Raw genomic sequence first — 17,926 nt, 5'->3', positions numbered from 1 at the left:
TTTTTCTCTATCTTCTGAGAGAAAGAAGATCTAAAATCTTCCTTCTCTGTCTAATCAATCGGGGGATAAATTAGTTAACCGGTTGTAAACCGTACAGCCAGACAATTAATAAAGGCGTGACAATTGCCATTAATAAATTGAGGGGGCCGCCGACGCGCATAAAGTCCAAAAACTTGTATCCTCCAGGCCCATAAACCATCGTATTGGTTTGGTAGCCAATGGGAGTCATAAAGCTGTTAGAAGCGGCAAATGTTACCGCAAACATAAAGGCTAAAGGATTGAGATTTAAACTGTTAGCCACTTGTACGGCGATGGGAATCATTAACACCACCGAAGCATTATTAGAAAGAATTTCGGTGAGTAAAGAAGTCGCAACAAAGAAAAAGGTTAATATCCAATACCCCGAAAGATTTCCCCCCAAACCGACAATAAAATTGGCGAGTAATTCGGTGGCGCCGGATTTATCCATTGCTGTTCCTAAAGGAATCAAACCGGCCAATAAAAAAATCACATCCCAACGGACGGCGCCGTAAATTTCCCCCGGTTTGAGACAACCGGTAATAATCATTAAAACCACCCCAATTAAAGCGGTAACTAAAATGGGTAACAGGTCAAAAGCCGCAACCCCAATCACCCCAACGGTAATTAATACCGCAATTAAGGCTTTATCGGTGCGAAGGCTTTCCACATTTTGTTGTTCTAAAACGAGAAGTTCTCGGGTTGTTTGTAAACCAATAAAACTCTGTTTCGGGCCTTGAACTAACAACAAATCACCAAAACGTAAGGGAATCCGACCCAAACGACCTCGCAATAATTCCGCACCACGACGGATGGCTAAAACGGTCGCGTTGTAGCGTTGTCGGAAGCGTAAATCTTTGAGCGTTGTCCCAATTAGACGGGAGTTGGAAAGGATTAAAACTTCGCCAATCTTTTCTTCTTCTGAGGTTAAAATCGATTCAATTTCGTCTGCTTTAAACTGAACATCGGGTAACAAACTTAACCCCCGTTCTTCCCGAATTTTGAGCAAATCATCTTTGCTACTCCGCACCACTAAAATATCGCCAATTCCTAAAACTTTATCGCCTAATGGTTGAGAAAAACGCACCCCATTTTGAAGAATTTCGAGAACGTCTAGGTCAAACTTGCGTTGAATTTCACTGCGGTTGAGCGTTTGTCCGACCAGACTCGAACGGGGAGTAATAATTAATTCGCTGAAATACTCCTTGATGTCATAATCTTGACCGATAAATTCATCGGTTAGCCCTTTGCGGTTCGGGATAAGTTTTGGCGCGATAAAAGCCAGATAAATTAACCCGATGATAAAGGTTAAAATTCCCAGTTGGGTAAACTGAAAGATACTAAACTCACCATATCCGAGCTTTTTAGAAACGCCGCTGGCTAGAATATTGGTGGAAGTTCCAATTAGGGTAATCATCCCCCCTAAAATGGTCACAAAAGAAAGGGGCATTAACAGCTTTGAAACCGAAATTCGCTGTCTTTTGCACCAATCTTCAATAATGGGGAGAAAAATCGCCACAACTGCGGTATTATTAATAAACCCACTAATCGGGCCGACAATAATTCCCATCACCACAATTTGCTGAGTGAGGTTATTTCCTCCCCATTTTGTTAATAAATCTCGGGCAACTTGTACAACGCCGGTGCGAGTAATTCCCGCACTCAAAATAAACATTGCCATCACGGTAATTGTTGCCGAGTTGCCAAAACCCGCAATTCCTTCTTCTGGCGTTACCAACCCCAAAACCATTAAAACAATTGTCACACAAATTGCCGTAATATCGACCGGAAGCCACTCAAAGATAAAGGCAATTAAGGCGACAACTAACAGACTCAGAGTCAAGGTGATTTCCATAAAACTTTCAAGGAGAAAGAGATAAATTTAGTAGGGAAAAAGTAGGCCCAAAGCAATCATCAAGCTGGCAACAAGAACTGCTTTATTTCGACCTAAACTGAGAAATAGTCTTCTTTGAATCAACCAAAACATGACGCTTCCACTCGTGGCACCGACGAGAAGGGTAATCATGGCAATGGCGATAACTTTCAGCGAGGTTAGCGGTACAAAAACCGCAATTGAAGCCATAAAAACTACACCCAGTAAGGTTAAAATACTCCAGGCAACTAAAACCATTTCTAGGCTATAGAAGCCGATGCTAATTCCGGCGATTATCAAACCTATTCCCAGTATTAAAGGTGTCATGGGTAGCGGAATCATATCCAGATACCAACTGATTCCGGTTGAGATGGAAAATAACAGAATGGCTTCTACCCATTCTTTACGGTTTAAGGTTTGAGCGAGATTGAAAGTGGGTTTTGACTGAGTTGTACTCATCGGATTTTCCCTATGGAGAATCCCCCGCAAAAAGCAGGGGATTCTTGAGTTTTATGATGCACCAAAACTTCTGTTAGAAGCTGATTTCTAAGGAAGTTTTCCCTGTGATTTGATAGACTGAAACGGAATTGGAAATTACTGTGCAGGTTCTTCTACTGCGGGTTCAATTTCTTCAGTGGATAAGGACTCTTGTTCCATACCAGACTCAACTTCACCCATATCGCTAGCACTGTCTTCAATCAGAGTATTTTCTTCTTCAATTAGAACAGGTTGAGATACTTCTGAAGTTTCACCCTCGGGAGATACAACCGGAGTTGCGGAGACACCCGCATCGTCGGATGGAGTTTCAACCGCTTGTTCTTCGGGAGTCTCAACAGAAGACTGAGGAGTAGTTGTGGCTTCGGGTTCGGGAGTTGCGGGGGTTTCTGCGGGGGTTTCTGCGGGGGTTTCAATTTCTGCGGGGGTTTCGGGATTGGGGTCCGTTTGTTGACAAGCGGTGAGGGTTCCGAAAGAAACAGTCGCTAAAAGAACGAAGAGAAAGGAAACTCGTTTCATGTTTTCTCCTTATAAGGGTCGTCAGTTGAACAGATGAATTTTAAGGCTTGGGACAAATTAAGCTCGCCTTAGGATAAGGCAAGTTTTAACAGAATGTCAAGCTATCGTGAGGAGTAATTTCAATGGGGTCAAAAATTATCGTGTGACCTGATGTTAGGCTGAGGACAGTATCGGAAATCTAGGGTCGGTTTGAGCCGAATTGATTCCCTTTGCAGTCTGATATTTATTCCCTCTATTCTAACAAGCTTAACATCAAAGTTGCTTCAAACCATTCGCTATCGACTTGGTGGAAAATCTCAAACGCTTCGTTACTCAAGCTGAAATTTTCAGCAACAAACGATAAGTGAAGACGATACCAAGCTTTTGCGCTTACGTGTCGTGAAGTACCGAACTTTTTACAGAAGAATTTGCTTGTTGTCATTGACTCTTGATCATCTTCGCCGTTACCGTCTCCTTCAGGGTATATTGGGCAAGGTATTTATCCTTAACCGATGATTATACATCAATTAAAAGATTTTGGTAGATCTTTGATCAAATTCGGTTTACTGCTGTCGGCTGACTTGGGGTGTGACGCTTCCCAACCCCCACAAACAGACTGTGGTTAAACTCATCAACACCGTACCCACTGCAAAACAAACCACATAGCCCTGAGTCGCCACTAAAAACACACTCAGCAACGATCCAAAAATCGTAGAACAGCCAATTACAGAATTATAAATCCCGATGGCGCCCCCTTCTTGACCTCGGGGAGAAAGTCGGGCTACAGATGTTGTCCCCGATACTCCTATCACCGCCCAAGTTAACCCGGTTAACAGGTGAGTCAAGGTAATAATCGCCAAACTATATGGACTGGGATGAAATAAAGCCAATAGGGTTAATATAACAAAGATGCCAATTCTCACCGCAGCCGCTATTGCTTGTAAACGAATACTATTTCCGCTTTGAACTAACTGACCAACCCGAAGATAAAAATAGGTTTCTACCAAAGAACGAGCCAACGTAATCCATAAAACTTGGTCGTTTGTCGCGCCCAAAATATTGGTTAAAAACAGAGGAAAGGGGATATAAACGATTTGGATAGAAAGAAATAATAAAGCCGAACAAGCATAGTACAAACTCAGGGTAGTTTTTAAGTTTTGAACGACCTGCTTAAAAAATTGCGGGCGGGTGATAAAATAAATACTTCTAGCCGGATAAAACAAAACCCGCCGTTCAATTAATCCGACCGATAAACGACCGAGTAAATCGGGTGTATACTCCCGTTGGGTATGAATTTGTTGGCGGGAAGGTTCTTTAATCCACATCAAACATAAAATTAAACTCAAAATTGTTGCCATTGCAGCCAAAGTAAATAAACTTCTCATGGCTTCTGTTGTTCCCACAATTTCCGGGGATAAACTCAGCCAAACTCCGCCCACAATTAAGGCAATAATAAAACTCCAACCGCCGATTAAATAAAATCGCCCAAAATAGTGACCTATCCGTTCTTCCGGTACGGTATCCATCACCAAAGCCGTCGCGGAAGGAATCACCGCAGCCATCGAAAACCCGCCCAAGGTACAAGCTTTCAAAACTTGATTAACATTATCCCCCCAACTGAGTCCAAATAAACACAAACAAAACCCGGCAATTCCAATCATTAAAAAAGGGCGACGGCGTTTAACTTTATCCGAAAGATTTCCCCAAAAACTAAACCCAATTACCCCCGCCAAAGCCACCAAAGAGTTAACTTTTCCGACATCGGTGACGGTTCCCCCCGCAACTTGTACCACAAATAACGGCAATAAATTAATCAACAAACCTTCGCTAATTCGATAGGGAACCAGCGCAAAAAACCATCGGGGGGCGAAAGAGGAAATTGTAATTCTAGACACCAGGGTTTACAGTCACTCATTACCAGTCACCATATGCGGGTATCTCCTTCGGAGACGCTGCGCGAACGGCAGTTGCTAAGATTGCAAACTTTGCTCTCTTGCGAACTTCGCTCTCGACGGAAACCGCCAAGTCGCGAGTTCGCGCTCTCGACGGAAACCGCCGGGCCGCAAGGCAAGCGCTTCTCGACTATTCCGCCAAGTCAGCACTGCCTCACCAGTCACCAATGAAAACAGTGAACAGTGACCAGTTATTAGTAACCAGTTGTTAGTTTACGGTTTACAGTTTACACCTGACCAGTCACCAGTGACCAGTGTTGTAGGGGGGGGTTCTGTGTTAATCTATGTTACCGAGAAATAACTGACATAAACCCGTCCCTTTTCAGTCACCAGTTTACAGATTAGAGGTGATTTGTCAAAACATCGAACACAAACGGAATTTTTCCCTGTTGCTGTCAGCTTTGTTGTCGGTTTACCCACCAGCGCTTGACTAATTTTTCCATTTCTATCCAAACAAACATCAAACTACTAAACCCGATACAAATAGCCAACTCCGTCCCGCTTAACCAATGGGTGCCGAAAAAGTTTCGCAACGGGGCGACATAAATCAGCATCAGTTGTAAAATAGTGGTTACGCTCACCGCAGCCAGTAAGTAGGGATTCGATAACGGATTGAGTTGTATCGTCAGACGATTGGTTGATCGCACCGCCAAAGCGTGACCCATCTGAGCCAAACACAAAGTTGTAAACACCATCGTTTTCCAGCGCCCCGCATCGCCTCCCGTTTGCGCCGCATCATAGGCCCACACCATGAGTATAATTGTGAGAATCGAGAAAATTAACCCAATTCGCACCATATAAATTCCCAACCCCCTGGCGAAAATACTCTCGCGGGGACTGTAGGGGGGACGCTTCATCACTCCGGGTTCGGCGGGTTCGAGGGCTAACGCCAAAGCGGGTAAACCGTCCGTGACCAAATTCATCCATAATATTTGCAACGGCGTTAACGGCACTTCTCCCAAACCAATTAACGGCGCTGCGGCGATGGTCAACACTTCCCCGATATTACTCCCCAAAATATACTTCACAAAACGGCGAATATTGCTATAAACCACCCGCCCTTCTTCGGTTGCGGCGACAATGGTGGCAAAGTTATCATCCAGCAAGATCATATCGCTGGCTTCTTTACTCACATCAGTTCCAGTAATCCCCATTGCAATGCCAATATCCGCCTGTTTGAGGGCCGGTGCATCGTTAACGCCGTCCCCCGTCATCGCCACAAATTCGCCCTGTTTCTGCAACGCCTGGACGATTCTCAGCTTATGTTCCGGCGCCACCCTCGCATACACACTCACCTGTTTAACTTCTTGTTCCAGTTCACCTTGGCTGAGGTGTTGCAACTGCTGGCCCGTTAACACCCGTTCCCCTGAGGGGGAAATCCCCAACTGATGGGCAATTGAAGCGGCGGTTAACTGGTGATCTCCGGTAATCATTACAGGCCTAATTCCGGCATCCCGACAGCGTTTAACGGCGTCTTTAACTTCCGGGCGAGGGGCGTCTAACATTCCCACCAAACCCAACCAAATTAGTTCGTTTTCGGTGGTGTCTTCGTCTGCGGTTTCTGAGGGTTCTGTATATTCTGCTAAGGGTTTATAAGCTAAACCCAAAACTCGCAACCCTTCGGCGGCTAAGAGGTCATTTTGCGCTAAAATTTGCTGGCGGTGTTCCGGTTGTAAGGTAATACTTTGACTGCCACTTTGAACGCGATCGCAGCGTTGTAAAATCAGTTCGGGCGAACCTTTAGTAAACATCTGAAGCTGAGAGTTCTCGGTTCTCAATTGTCTGTCTTTATCCTGACAGATCACGCTCATCCGCTTGCGTTCAGAAGAAAAGGGAATTTCACCAATGCGAGGCATTTGTTTATCCCAAGTGTCTTTGGAAATACCCGCTTTTCCGCCCAACGCCAATAACGCCCCTTCTGTCGGATCACCTAATATACTCCAGTTATCGTTTTGATGTTGCAGTTGGGCGTCGTTACACAACACACAGGCTACACACAACGGTTGTAATTCTTGTTGGTGTTGGGGGGTTAATTTGGGTTTTTCTTCGGGGTTTTCCTCGTTTTCTGAGAACTCATGCAGCGGTTGAAACTCACCCCAAGGCGCGTAACCTTCCCCCGTCACCAAATAGGCATTATTCAGGGTTCGCACCCACTGCACAACCATTTTATTTTGAGTCAGGGTCCCGGTTTTGTCGGAACAAATGGTTGTCACCGAACCGAGGGTTTCAACGGCCGGAAGCTTGCGAATAAGGGCGTTGCGGCGCACCATCCGCTGGGTACCAATTGCCAACGTAACAGTAACAACGGCGGGTAAACCTTCGGGAACCACCGCCACCGCCATACTCAGGGAAACTTCGAGTAAGTGTTCAAAGTATTCAAAGCCGGTGCGAATGATACCGCCAACGACGACCAGCGCCACCAACAGCAGCGAACCCGTGACCAAAACGTTTCCCAGTTGCGACATCCGCTGCTGTAGGGGGGTGGGTTCGGTTTCGACGGACTGCAACATCGAGGCAATTTGTCCCAGTTGCGTCTTCATTCCGGTTTCGGTCACTAACACCGTCCCCCGTCCCTGCACAACTTCGGTCCCTTGAAAGACTAAATTCACGCGATCGCCGAGGGCTGTATCTTCGCCGAGTTCGGTTTCGGCGTGTTTGGTGACGGCGGCGGCTTCTCCGGTGAGGGTGGCTTCTCGGACTTGCAGGTTTTGGGCTTCGATCAGGCGTCCGTCTGCGGGGACTTGCACGCCGGCTTCGAGGAAGATCATATCACCCGGTACCAGTTGGGGGGACTCGACTTCGCTCATTTGGCCGTCCCGCAAGACGCGGACTTTGGGAGAGGATAGGGTTTTGAGGGCGGCTAATGCTTTTTCGGCGCGACTTTCTTGAAAATAACCGAGTAAGCCGTTGAGAATGACAATGGCAAAAATGGCGATCGCATCTTTAGGGAAGTTGTCGTTGCGAAGGTCGAGAATGCCGGAAACAATGGCAACGGCGATCAGCATGACTAACATGATGTTGGTAAACTGATCCCACAAAATCTCTAAGGGTCGGCGTCCCTCGGTGGTTTCGATTTCGTTGGGGCCGTATTTTTGTTGTTTTTCCGCGACTTGGGCGGAGTTTAACCCCCGTTTGGGGTCAACATTTATTAACTGCAAGGCGGACTCAATGCTTTGAGTGTGCCAAGGTGTTGCAGGATCGTTTGTAGAGTGGCCAGATGGTGGGGAAGGTTGTGTCGATGCCATGAGGGGTTAACCGATAGGTGCTGAAGTCGGAATTTAGGGATAAATGACTAGGTTGAATCGTTTTTTTTTGCCGACAGAGCGAGTCATTTTTCTCGTTTTACCTAATAATTATAGTCGATTCTCACCGATTTGATTCTATCAGTTGGGCGGGTGTGACATCAAAAATTACTTTTAAAGATAGGGCTAACTCTTTTTTAAGAAGTTGCTCGACCAGGGCAACGTCGTCGGGGGTAATTGGATTTTTTGTTCGGGCAATTACCATCACTTCTGGCGGTTTTTTTCTCCAATTAATGCTGACTTTATCAACTTCAACATCGGGTCTGTCTATTAACGAACGGGTGACTAAGATTTCTCGGATTGAGTTATTGACTTGGGCGTGGTTTACGAGTTGAACAAAACTAATTCCAAGCGGCAGGGCTAACAGGGCAATTAATAAGATAGAAATACTCCAAGAAATGGTGCGGGCGAGTTCGCTACTTCGCGCATATCCGGCTAAAACGTAGACTCCCAAACAGGCAAGATTAATGCCAATTAAGTTGGTAACATAGAGCAAACTCGCCCCAAAAGCAGCTTCCCATTGTCCTTGAGAAATGGCAATTCCGACAACACAAATGGGCGGCATTAATGCGACTGCAATTGCTGTTCCGGGGATGGCATCTCCAATTTGAGGGCGAATTTTTGCATACCCACTCACGCCACCGGCGACCACTGCAATTAAGAGATCGATTAAGGTGGGTTGGGTTCTCGATAAAATTTCCGAGCCAAATTCGGGAATGCGAATAATTAGACCTACTAAACCGGAACACATTACCGACATTAATGTTCCCACAGTAATGGAGGCAAAGCTTAACCGGAGAAGTTTTAAGTCCCCTTCTAAAGTGGCAAAAGACATCCCTCTTAAGGGTAACATTAACGGGGCGATAATCATCGCTCCAATGATGACGGCTGCACTGTTAATCAGCAAACCCAGTGTGGCAATTAAACAGGAACTAATCGTTAAAACTAGGTAATTTTGGGTGAATTTTGCATCGGTGAGCAAAGAATCTCTTAATTTTAGGAGGGGAACCGATCCCGAACCAAAATCTTTAATCAGTTTATAGGTTTTGAACATAGAAGATTATTCGGCACTGGGTGGTTTAGTGGACACACAAAAAATTAAATTTATTCTAGACGGAATTTGAGGAATTGACAAGATTGACAGCGGTTCAATTTCAAGTTGAGATCGGGTTTCAAAATGCTTACAATTTCTGGATTTCGGATTTTTCATCTATCTTTTGATAGAATTTTAACCGCAAAATTCGGAAAGGATATTTTGACCAAAGTTTTTAAAGGCTGTAGATTTTGAGACGTTCAATAAACTGAGGATCGGATTAAATTTATTGCCATCGGAATAGTTCGATAGATTTTTAATTTGATCAGAGTCTACCTTGAGATCAAGGTGATTTGGTCGCTTTATTTCTAACATAGAGATATAGCAAAAATAAACCAAGAATTTTTTTGCTTTCCAGAAATCATTTTCTGCTAGAGATTGTTAAATACAGGAGAACACTGAATGTTTTTTCATAAAAAAGAAGTCATTGCCAAAGATGTTAAAATTGACGAACCTAACCCCCGTTACGCCCAACTTCTCTTAGAACAGTTTGGCGGCGCGACGGGTGAATTATCTGCGGCTTTACAATATTGGGTGCAGTCTTTTCACACCGATGATAAAGGCATTCGCGATATGTTGCAAGATATCGCTGTTGAGGAGTTTAGCCATCTAGAAATGATTGGTCGGCTAATTGAAAATCATACTCGAAATGTCGATCAAACTGAAGCCTTTAAGAGTACATTATTTGCGGTACGCGGTAAAGGACCTCATTTTCTCGACTCTCAAGGACAGGCTTGGACAGCCGCTTATTTAAACGAAGGCGGGGATGTTGTCCGCGACTTAAGGGCGGATATTGCAGCCGAAGCCGGTGCGCGTCAAACCTACGAAGATTTAATTAAAATTGCACCCGACCACCAAACCAAAGAAACTTTAGTTCACCTGTTGACTCGGGAGATTTCCCATACGAAAATGTTTATGAAAGCATTAGATTCGATGGGTAAACTCACCGATCCGTTCTTCGGAAATGTTCAACCGGATGAAACTGTTGATATTTACTACAATTTATCAACCAACGGAGAAGATCAGCGCGGGCCTTGGAATTCCGATGAGAATTTCCGCTACATTGCTGACCCGATGAAAGAGAAAATGCAACAACAATAATTTGGCATTCTCCGGCTTTTTAACCTAAATTCACCTCTTTTATCCCCCTTCGTTCCCCCCTTTGAAAGGGGGGCTAGGGGGGATTAGACAGGTGACATCAAATTCTCAGTTGAGGGTTTAACTCGCCACTGCCATTTCGGGTGTATTAACGGCTTGGTTATTAGTTAAAAGCTGACGGTTTTTTAGGTCAAATTTATATCCTTCGGGCAGAATATGAAGCTTGATTCCACACAAAGCCAAACCTTCATCTCTTAACAGTTCTCCGATATTATTATGGCTGATTTCACTCAAGTCTACAACGGTACAACTGCCATCTCCCACCACTTCAAAATGATGATCTCGCACCACAATAGCGGTGTTTTCATCAATCCCTATTCCAATTAAATCGGGATGTCTCGCCACCGCAGTCAGCAAGCGTCCTAAACGTCCCCGTTGAGCAAAATGTTGGTCAATAACAGCCTCGGGAAAAAAGCTCATTCCTGCTTCCATTTCCACAATTTCAATTCGAGGATGGGTCTGTCCTTCTCCTTCTAAAATCATGTTCTCAGACATCATACTCGCACCCGCACTGGTGCCACCCACAACTAACCCTTCGCTGTATCTTTTTAATAAGACTTCATGCAAAGCGGTATCTTTGAGAATTTCTGTAATTCGGGCTTGATCTCCTCCCGTAAAAAAGACTCCTGTAGCGTTGTTAATTGCCTCTAATGCCGTCGAAGTTTCTGCATCTTCTCGGGCAATTGTATCAATAATCCGAACATTTTTAATCCCCAAACGTTCAAACACTCGAATGTAGTCATCTCCCACGTCTCGGGGTAACTCAGTGGCCACCGTCATCACCACTATTTTGGCATCAATTCCACCGGCACAGCGCACAAACTCTCGTAAGACTTTACACTCCCCTTCTCTGTCTTCTGCGCCTCCAATAATCACTAACTGTCCTTGATGTTGATTCGATGTCATAACCAATCTCCTATTCTGCCCTGATGAGGCATAATCTATAATTTAAGCACAAATGATCCGGTTTATTTCACTCCCGAAAGATAGAAATTAAGACAGTATTTCTACTGATTGATCGGGATGAATTTCAATAACATTATAACTTTTAACTCTCCAGTTCAAAATGCACAAATTCTCACGTTTGTCATCTGTCTTCCGAAAAGTTTTAAAAGTTTCCGAGGGGCGTTAACTGAGTTTGAATGCGAAATACTGGCGATCGCAGTTATATTAACAAACAGACCCAGGTGGATTTATCGCGCCCAAATCAGTTTTATTTAGATTAGAGTTTATGTCCAAATCTACCCCTACTCGCAAATATAACCTCACAGAAGGTTCTGTCGGACTCAAACTTCTCGCCCTGACTTTACCGATGGTTTGGGGCGTTTTTTCGGTGATTGCTTTTAATTTAGCCGATACCTATTTTGTCGGTCAATTGGGAACCACCCAACTCGCGGCGATGAGTTTTACTTTCCCGGTTGTTATGGTCATGGGAAGTTTGGCGTTGGGACTGGGAACCGGCGCGTCTTCGGTCATTTCTCGCGCTATTGGTGAAGGCGATCGCGATCGCGTGCAACGATTAACCACCAACAGTTTAACATTATCTCTGTTAATTGTCGGTGTTTTTATTCTCATCGGACTGGCAACAATTGACCCTTTATTTAAACTGTTGGGCGCCGGACCCGAAGTCATGCCTTATATTCGGGATTATATGCAAATTTGGTATCCCGGCATGATTTTTTTAGTCGTTCCAATGGTGGGAAATAGCGCAATTCGTGCCGCAGGAGATACCAAAATCCCCAGTCTAATTATGACCTTTGCGGCTATCGTGAATATTGCCTTAGATCCCGTGTTGATTTTTGGTTGGGCGTTCGTTCCCAGTTTGGGCTTAAAAGGGGGGGCGCTAGCCACAGTTATCGCCCGTTCTCTAACGTTAATTGCCTCTTTAATTATACTCCATTTTCGAGAACGGATGATTCTCTGGAGTCTAACGGGTCTGAGAAATTGTTGGGACTGCTGGAAAGAGATTTTATATGTCGGTTTACCTGCGGCTTCGACTAATATGATCACCCCAATTTCCATTGGAATTATTACCAGTTTATTAGCCAGTTATAGTCCCGAAGCTGTTGCCGGATTTGGGATTTCTTCTCGGGTTGAATCTTTTGCTTTAATTGCATTTATGGCACTTTCGGCAACAATCGGGCCGTTTGTTGGTCAAAACTGGGGTGCTAAACTCTACGGACGGGTTCATCGGTCTTTGCATTTTTCCTATTTATTTTGTATCGGCTTCGGGGTTTTACTCGCGGCTGTATTAGCAGCAACTTCCGCCCAAATTGTCACTTTATTTGATACGAACTCCCAAGTTCTGAAAACCGCCACCCGTTATTTATCAATTGTACCGATTAGTTACGGAACCTATGGTATTTTCTTGGTGGCTTGTGCTGCCTTTAACGGTCTCGGAAAACCCTTTCCGGCTGTTATGTTAACGTTATCTCGAATGGTAGTTTTATATGTACCTTTAGCCTATTTGGGGAGTTGGTTATTTGGCTTAAACGGGATTTTTGCAGCCGCCTGTATCTCCAATCTGATTGTAGGTATAACCGCAATTATTTGGACTCGTCGTTCTTGCAGTTTGAAAGTAGATGAACCATCCGAACCTCCGGCTATTTTACCCTCAGAAAAACCCACCGTTAATCTTTCAGACATTAAAGATAAAACTCCCCGATAAAAATTAAGTCGGGAAGAAGTATCATTCAATAAAAAACCGTTGTTGGGATGAGCGCCCTCAAGCAAAACAACCAACGGGTTATATCATATCCGACTAATCAATAATAATTCGTAGGGGCGGGTTCTACAATATCTTTACTACTACTCCGAGATTGAGATAAACCCGCCCCACCTCAAAATAGAATTAATCAACCGGACATCATCTTCTTTATTGATTTTTGTGAGTTTACTTATTCCCTTAGAAAGATGAGGAAAACAGGAGTTTTTGTTAATATTTTATTCTAGAGGAAAACACTGGAGACTAACTAAATCGTGAAAAAATATAAGTGTACAGTATGCGGTTATGTTTACGATCCCGAAAAAGGCGATCCCGATGGAGGAGTAGAACCCGGAACAGCATTTGATGATATTCCCGAGGATTGGGTTTGTCCGGTTTGTGGGGTGGGGAAAGACGATTTTAAACCCATGAATTAATGTTTATAGATACTTCAAAAACCCGCTTTCTCTGAGAAACTGGGTTTTTATGATAATGCTGCGATCAAGGATAAACTGTTTAACTTATTCATTGGTGAGGGGTTGAAGGGTATAAATTTTGAACATTGCTGTTGAAAGCGGAGTCCAGTTGGGTTGAGTGGTCATAATAATATTTGTCTTGAAATTCGACTCCACAAATTTGATAAGATTTGCTTTGGTGTCCGGCGTCACTTCGTTGAGTCCATCAATACAAATATCAATTGCACGATGATAAATCAAACTTTGCAGAAAATTTGGATCTTGTTTGACATAATCATCTAGTTTCTCTTGAATCGCCGCTATTACGCCACCATCACATTTATATGCAGGAAGATAAACAACAATTCCTTCGGAAGACTGCACCAAATGACGTAAAAACATCGATTTTCCTAAACCCGATTCTCCAACTAAAAGAATTTGACCGTTAATTTCAGGAATAGCCTTATTTAACGGTTGAATCTCCCCCGAAGCTTCGTGTTGAACTGGAGATTTTGCCAAATAAGTTTGAGGGTTAAAGTTTTCTAAATCCGCATCAGAAAGGAGCGATTCTCGAAACGGTTCAAACAACCTCTCACGTAGAAACGGCACCCAAGTTAACGCCAAACCAACGTACCACAACCCAATAATCTTTCTAACTTTCGGATTCCAGAAAAAAGTCGCTCGCACTTGCGGGGATTTGGGATAGAGGAAAATTAAACCCGTCCAGAATAAAACATGAAGCAAGATAGCCAACCCAATTATTTGGAGAATCTGAGACTCTTTCTTCTGTTGCAACTTCTTCTCTAGATTATTAATATTTTGTCTCAGGTTACTACGCCTTATTTCATCGATATCCTCAACTGCTAAAACAGGTTTGTATAGTTCAATCCATTGTTCTAATTCTTGGATAGAGAGGTTATCTGCCTCCTTATAAAGGTAGAAGTATATTAGTGTCAAAGACGAAGCTGCATAGTCGCGAACCTCCGCATCATCCTGTTTATCCCCAACCACCCCAACCAAAGCCTTGACCACTTCGGGTGAATCTTCCCCAATTTGACCCAAAGCATAAGCTGCATTAAAGCGAACCTCTGAATCATCCTGTTTATCCCCAACAACCCCAAGCAAAACTTTGACAACTTCGGGTGAACCTTCTCCAATTTGACCCAAAGCATAAGCTGCAATGTTGCGAACGTATTTATCATTCTGTTTATCGTTGAAGACATCCAGCAAAGCCTTGATTACTTCGGGTTTACCTTCTCCAATTTGACCCAAAGCAGAAGCTGCATTATCACGAACCTCCCAATCATCCTGTTTGTCTTTGAAGACTTCCAGCAAAGCCTGGACAACTTCGGGTGAACCTTCCCCAATTTGACCCAAAGCATAAGCTGCATTACCGCGAACCTCTGAATTATCCTGTTTATCGTTGAGGACTGCTAGCAAAGCCTGGACAACTTCGGGTGAACCTTCTCCAATTTGACCCAAAGCTGTAGCTGCATTTCTACGAACCTCTGAATCATCCTGTTTATTTTGAACAATAGAAATTAGAGGTTGAATCGCATCTTTTTCACATTGGAGAATGTTCTGATTTGAAGGGTGTGAAGGGTCAGGCGGCAAACCTTTCAATTTCAAAAGATTCGCCCTAATCTCTGTCTCTGTACAGGTTTGAGTCCAGCCGGGACTTGCAGAAAGCAACGGGAACAAACAGCTTAACAGGATGAATGCAAAAAAGTTGATGTTTTTCTTGATATCCACAGCTATAGAATTTCCTGAGAAAACAGCTTTGGAGTGTGAAGTCGTGTTTCCAGTATACTCGCTGTTTCGCGGGGGTCAAGTTTATTGGGTTATAAAAAGACGTTTTAATCCCTTGCTAAAAAATAGCGTCGGGGCTGTTTATACAATATCTTTAGCGACTACTAAGAGATTTACATAAACCCGTCCCACCCCCTCACACGCATTAATCAACCGGACATCATATGACTTTCATCCCGGAAATTCATTTCGGCTTAGACGACTGAAATTATATTTTCTTTCTTTGTATTCTCGACTGCAAAGTGTAGAGATTATCTTTTAGCCGTGTCGGTAATAATAACTCCTCATCTTGAATATCTAAGACGGGCTGTAGCGCTTGAATTAATTGCTTAAATTGTTGTGGGGGCATCTGATCTTCTTCTACAATTAAATTAAAACTAATCGCCTCTAAAAGAGTAACTACATAGCTACGAAGTTCTAAATTTCCCTGTGGATTTTTCACCACATTAACCAAAACGTCAACAATTTCTGATGAACTGTGACCCATTTCTGTTAACGCCGTCGCCGCATGGCTGCGAATTTCTACATCATCCTGTTGATCTTCGAGGACGTCAATAAAAACGGCAACCGCTTCTGGTGAATTTTTCGCCATTTCCCTCAACGCACCCGTCACATAAACCCGAACTTCTGGATTTTCCTGTTTATTCTCTAAAATTTTTACCAATGCTTCAATATCTTCGGGCGAACCCTGACCCATTTCTCTTAATGCAAAAGCCGCCATACTGCGAACGCCCACAGGATTTTGTTTGTCTTCAACTTCCCCAATTAACGCTTTTATTACTTCCGGTGAATTTTCCCCAATTTTACCCAAAGTAAAGGCAACATTTCGGCGAACATCTGCATCTTCCTGTCGATCTTGAACAACTTGAATTAAAGCGTTAATGGTTTCGGGCGAACTGTCTTTAATGGTGGTCAAAGCAAAGGCAGCAATGCGGCGAACTTTGCTGCTACTGTTTTGGTCTAATACCGTAACAATTAAAGGTTGAACCGCATTTTTTCCGCATCGGAGAACGTTTCCATAGGGAGGATCGTAAAGTCGGTTAACTTCTTCAAATTGTTCGATATTGGCTTGAATTTCTGCTTCTGTACAGGTTTGTGCGTTGGCGGGACTCGCGGAAAGCAGGGGAAACGAAAAGCCCAACAGGATTAATACAAAGTTAAATTTTTTTTGAATACCAACTGTCATTAAATTACCTCGCAGAATAGAGTACAAAAGTTTAGTTTTACGAATAGTATATTTGCTGTTTGATCAGGATTAAGTTGATTAAGTTACAATAAGGGTTTAAAATCCCTCGTTAATTGAGCGACTCACCGCTAAAAAAACTCCGTCAATATCTTACTAAATTTTAATCGGTTTCAACCGACGATCGCCTATTGCTTCAGAAAGAATTTATGAGTCGATTCGGGTTAATCCCTCCAATAATCGCCCCGAGGACTGTCATCCTACGCAAAAACGGGTTTTTATTTTTCTCATATCATGTCCGACTAATTAATAATCTTAAATGTAGGGGCGGGTTCTGCATTGATGTTTACGACTACTCCGAGATTGACATAAACCCGCCCCGCCCCATAACACGCATTAATTAACCGGATATCATATTACATAAACCCCCCCCACACCGACACCGGACACCGGACACCGGGGCGGGTTTACATTAGTTATCTGTGATAAATGATACATCTATTGAGAACCCGCCCCTACACCGATACTGGGGTGCGCCTGGTGAATTAATTGATGTTTTCCCATCAATAACTTCTATCATGTCCGACTAATTAATAATCTTAAATGTAGGGGCGGGTTCTGCATTGATGTTTACGACTACTCCGAGATTGACATAAACCCGCCCCGCCCCATAACACGCATTAATTAACCGGATATCATATCAAAATAGACTTGATGAATGTTTAGCTTCAGTTAGATTTAGTTTCGATCTCAGCGATTATCAGCCAATAGAAATACATCTGCTGGATATTTTGGATGAGACTGCTTTTGAACGCTCTGAGGAAATTAATCCCATCAAAATGAGAATGTTCTACCGTCGGAAGGATTAACCTTTCTTTAAACTTATCTAAGATAGATAGTAATAAAAGCACAAATTTTTCATTTAAGGAGACTATTATGAATAGGTTTCTCAGTGGTATTACCCTTAGTTTTATCGCCCTCGGTTTGACTGCGCCCGCCTTAGCAGAAGTCAACCGACCCGAAGAAGAAGCTACGGTTTTACCCTCCTATGCTCAAAGAACAAAAACTCAGTATGTTTGTCATTATGAATATGAAATTGGGGGTGAAACTCAAGAAGCTGTTTCGGCTGGAACCACTCGTTTAGCGGCTAAAGATCAACGTCAAGATCATATCGAACTTCTCAGAGAGGAAGCGAACGAGCGAGGAGAAAATTTTGAGGTCACATATGAATTTTGTCGCGATCCTTACGGCACCAATTAATATGTAGTCGTGAAGATGTCGGCGATCAATCGTTCACGCCTCACCTTTTGAAATCCAAATCATTTCCTCTCTACCGATTCCATCGAGAAATAATTTCTGAGTAGTAGTAAACTTGAGTAAAAAGCT

14 protein-coding genes are annotated in these 17,926 nt (G+C 43.5%); 4 read left to right on the top strand and 10 right to left on the bottom strand.

What is annotated here, in order from left to right; all coding sequences use genetic code 11:
• Positions 1-70: 70 nt before the first annotated feature.
• From ACL6C3_RS26800 to ACL6C3_RS26770, 7 genes are all read right to left on the bottom strand, one after another.
• Positions 71-1,873: an SLC13 family permease gene (locus ACL6C3_RS26800; protein WP_413162732.1), complete on the bottom strand. Its 1,803-nt coding sequence runs from the start codon at positions 1,871-1,873 to the stop codon at positions 71-73.
• A gap of 27 nt (positions 1,874-1,900) precedes the next feature.
• Positions 1,901-2,350 (bottom strand): hypothetical protein, encoded by a 450-nt coding sequence (locus ACL6C3_RS26795; protein ID WP_413162730.1) that lies wholly within the window; start codon positions 2,348-2,350, stop codon positions 1,901-1,903.
• Positions 2,351-2,485: 135 nt separating this feature from the next.
• The gene (locus ACL6C3_RS26790) at positions 2,486-2,905 is read right to left on the bottom strand and encodes a hypothetical protein (RefSeq protein WP_413162728.1); all 420 of its coding nucleotides are present in this window, start codon (positions 2,903-2,905) and stop codon (positions 2,486-2,488) included.
• 232 nt (positions 2,906-3,137) lie between these two features.
• A complete protein-coding gene (locus ACL6C3_RS26785) occupies positions 3,138-3,326 on the bottom strand; it encodes a hypothetical protein (RefSeq protein ID WP_413162726.1) in 189 nt (62 codons plus the stop codon).
• Positions 3,327-3,447: 121 nt separating this feature from the next.
• A complete protein-coding gene (locus tag ACL6C3_RS26780) occupies positions 3,448-4,779 on the bottom strand; it encodes an MFS transporter (RefSeq protein ID WP_413162724.1) in 1,332 nt (443 codons plus the stop codon).
• 452 nt (positions 4,780-5,231) lie between these two features.
• Positions 5,232-8,081: a cation-translocating P-type ATPase gene (locus tag ACL6C3_RS26775; protein ID WP_413162722.1), complete on the bottom strand. Its 2,850-nt coding sequence runs from the start codon at positions 8,079-8,081 to the stop codon at positions 5,232-5,234.
• A 121-nt stretch (positions 8,082-8,202) separates the two neighbouring features.
• The gene (locus tag ACL6C3_RS26770; protein WP_413162720.1) at positions 8,203-9,192 is read right to left on the bottom strand and encodes a DUF389 domain-containing protein; all 990 of its coding nucleotides are present in this window, start codon (positions 9,190-9,192) and stop codon (positions 8,203-8,205) included.
• A gap of 441 nt (positions 9,193-9,633) precedes the next feature.
• On the opposite strand from ACL6C3_RS26770, the gene ACL6C3_RS26765 reads away from it, so the two are divergent.
• On the top strand, positions 9,634-10,332 hold the full coding sequence (locus tag ACL6C3_RS26765; protein ID WP_413162718.1) for a manganese catalase family protein: 699 nt from the start codon (positions 9,634-9,636) through the stop codon (positions 10,330-10,332).
• Between the two features lie 117 nt (positions 10,333-10,449).
• Here the strand turns inward: ACL6C3_RS26765 and ACL6C3_RS26760 are convergent, their stop codons facing one another.
• Positions 10,450-11,295, bottom strand: a complete 846-nt coding sequence (locus ACL6C3_RS26760) for a cyanophycinase (RefSeq protein ID WP_413162716.1) — start codon at positions 11,293-11,295, stop codon at positions 10,450-10,452.
• Between the two features lie 325 nt (positions 11,296-11,620).
• Between ACL6C3_RS26760 and ACL6C3_RS26755 the strand changes: the two genes are divergently transcribed.
• A complete protein-coding gene (locus tag ACL6C3_RS26755; protein WP_413162714.1) occupies positions 11,621-13,057 on the top strand; it encodes an MATE family efflux transporter in 1,437 nt (478 codons plus the stop codon).
• A 311-nt stretch (positions 13,058-13,368) separates the two neighbouring features.
• Positions 13,369-13,530: a rubredoxin gene (gene rd / locus ACL6C3_RS26750; RefSeq protein ID WP_413162713.1), complete on the top strand. Its 162-nt coding sequence runs from the start codon at positions 13,369-13,371 to the stop codon at positions 13,528-13,530.
• 84 nt (positions 13,531-13,614) lie between these two features.
• Here rd and ACL6C3_RS26745 read toward each other — a convergent pair whose 3' ends face one another.
• On the bottom strand, positions 13,615-15,177 hold the full coding sequence (locus ACL6C3_RS26745) for a HEAT repeat domain-containing protein (protein WP_413162711.1): 1,563 nt from the start codon (positions 15,175-15,177) through the stop codon (positions 13,615-13,617).
• A gap of 388 nt (positions 15,178-15,565) precedes the next feature.
• The gene (locus ACL6C3_RS26740; RefSeq protein WP_413162709.1) at positions 15,566-16,543 is read right to left on the bottom strand and encodes a HEAT repeat domain-containing protein; all 978 of its coding nucleotides are present in this window, start codon (positions 16,541-16,543) and stop codon (positions 15,566-15,568) included.
• A gap of 933 nt (positions 16,544-17,476) precedes the next feature.
• On the opposite strand from ACL6C3_RS26740, the gene ACL6C3_RS26735 reads away from it, so the two are divergent.
• The gene (locus tag ACL6C3_RS26735) at positions 17,477-17,800 is read left to right on the top strand and encodes a hypothetical protein (protein ID WP_413162707.1); all 324 of its coding nucleotides are present in this window, start codon (positions 17,477-17,479) and stop codon (positions 17,798-17,800) included.
• The last annotated feature ends 126 nt before the right edge of the window (positions 17,801-17,926 follow it).

The organism is Capilliphycus salinus ALCB114379, assembly GCF_047276495.1.
Lineage (GTDB): Bacteria > Cyanobacteriota > Cyanobacteriia > Cyanobacteriales > Microcoleaceae > Capilliphycus > Capilliphycus salinus.
The sequence above is the reverse complement of the archived record's forward strand: the minus strand, read 5'-3'. Positions and strand labels throughout refer to the sequence as shown.

Coding starts and splice junctions, on each gene's coding strand:
- ACL6C3_RS26800 (WP_413162732.1), bottom strand. CDS start 1,873: ATGGAAATCACCTTGACTCTGAGTCTGTTAGTTGTCGCCTTAATTGCC.
- ACL6C3_RS26795 (WP_413162730.1), bottom strand. CDS start 2,350: ATGAGTACAACTCAGTCAAAACCCACTTTCAATCTCGCTCAAACCTTA.
- ACL6C3_RS26790 (WP_413162728.1), bottom strand. CDS start 2,905: ATGAAACGAGTTTCCTTTCTCTTCGTTCTTTTAGCGACTGTTTCTTTC.
- ACL6C3_RS26785 (WP_413162726.1), bottom strand. CDS start 3,326: ATGACAACAAGCAAATTCTTCTGTAAAAAGTTCGGTACTTCACGACAC.
- ACL6C3_RS26775 (WP_413162722.1), bottom strand. CDS start 8,081: ATGGCATCGACACAACCTTCCCCACCATCTGGCCACTCTACAAACGAT.
- ACL6C3_RS26770 (WP_413162720.1), bottom strand. CDS start 9,192: ATGTTCAAAACCTATAAACTGATTAAAGATTTTGGTTCGGGATCGGTT.
- ACL6C3_RS26765 (WP_413162718.1), top strand. CDS start 9,634: ATGTTTTTTCATAAAAAAGAAGTCATTGCCAAAGATGTTAAAATTGAC.
- ACL6C3_RS26760 (WP_413162716.1), bottom strand. CDS start 11,295: ATGACATCGAATCAACATCAAGGACAGTTAGTGATTATTGGAGGCGCA.
- ACL6C3_RS26755 (WP_413162714.1), top strand. CDS start 11,621: ATGTCCAAATCTACCCCTACTCGCAAATATAACCTCACAGAAGGTTCT.
- ACL6C3_RS26740 (WP_413162709.1), bottom strand. CDS start 16,543: ATGACAGTTGGTATTCAAAAAAAATTTAACTTTGTATTAATCCTGTTG.
- ACL6C3_RS26735 (WP_413162707.1), top strand. CDS start 17,477: ATGAATAGGTTTCTCAGTGGTATTACCCTTAGTTTTATCGCCCTCGGT.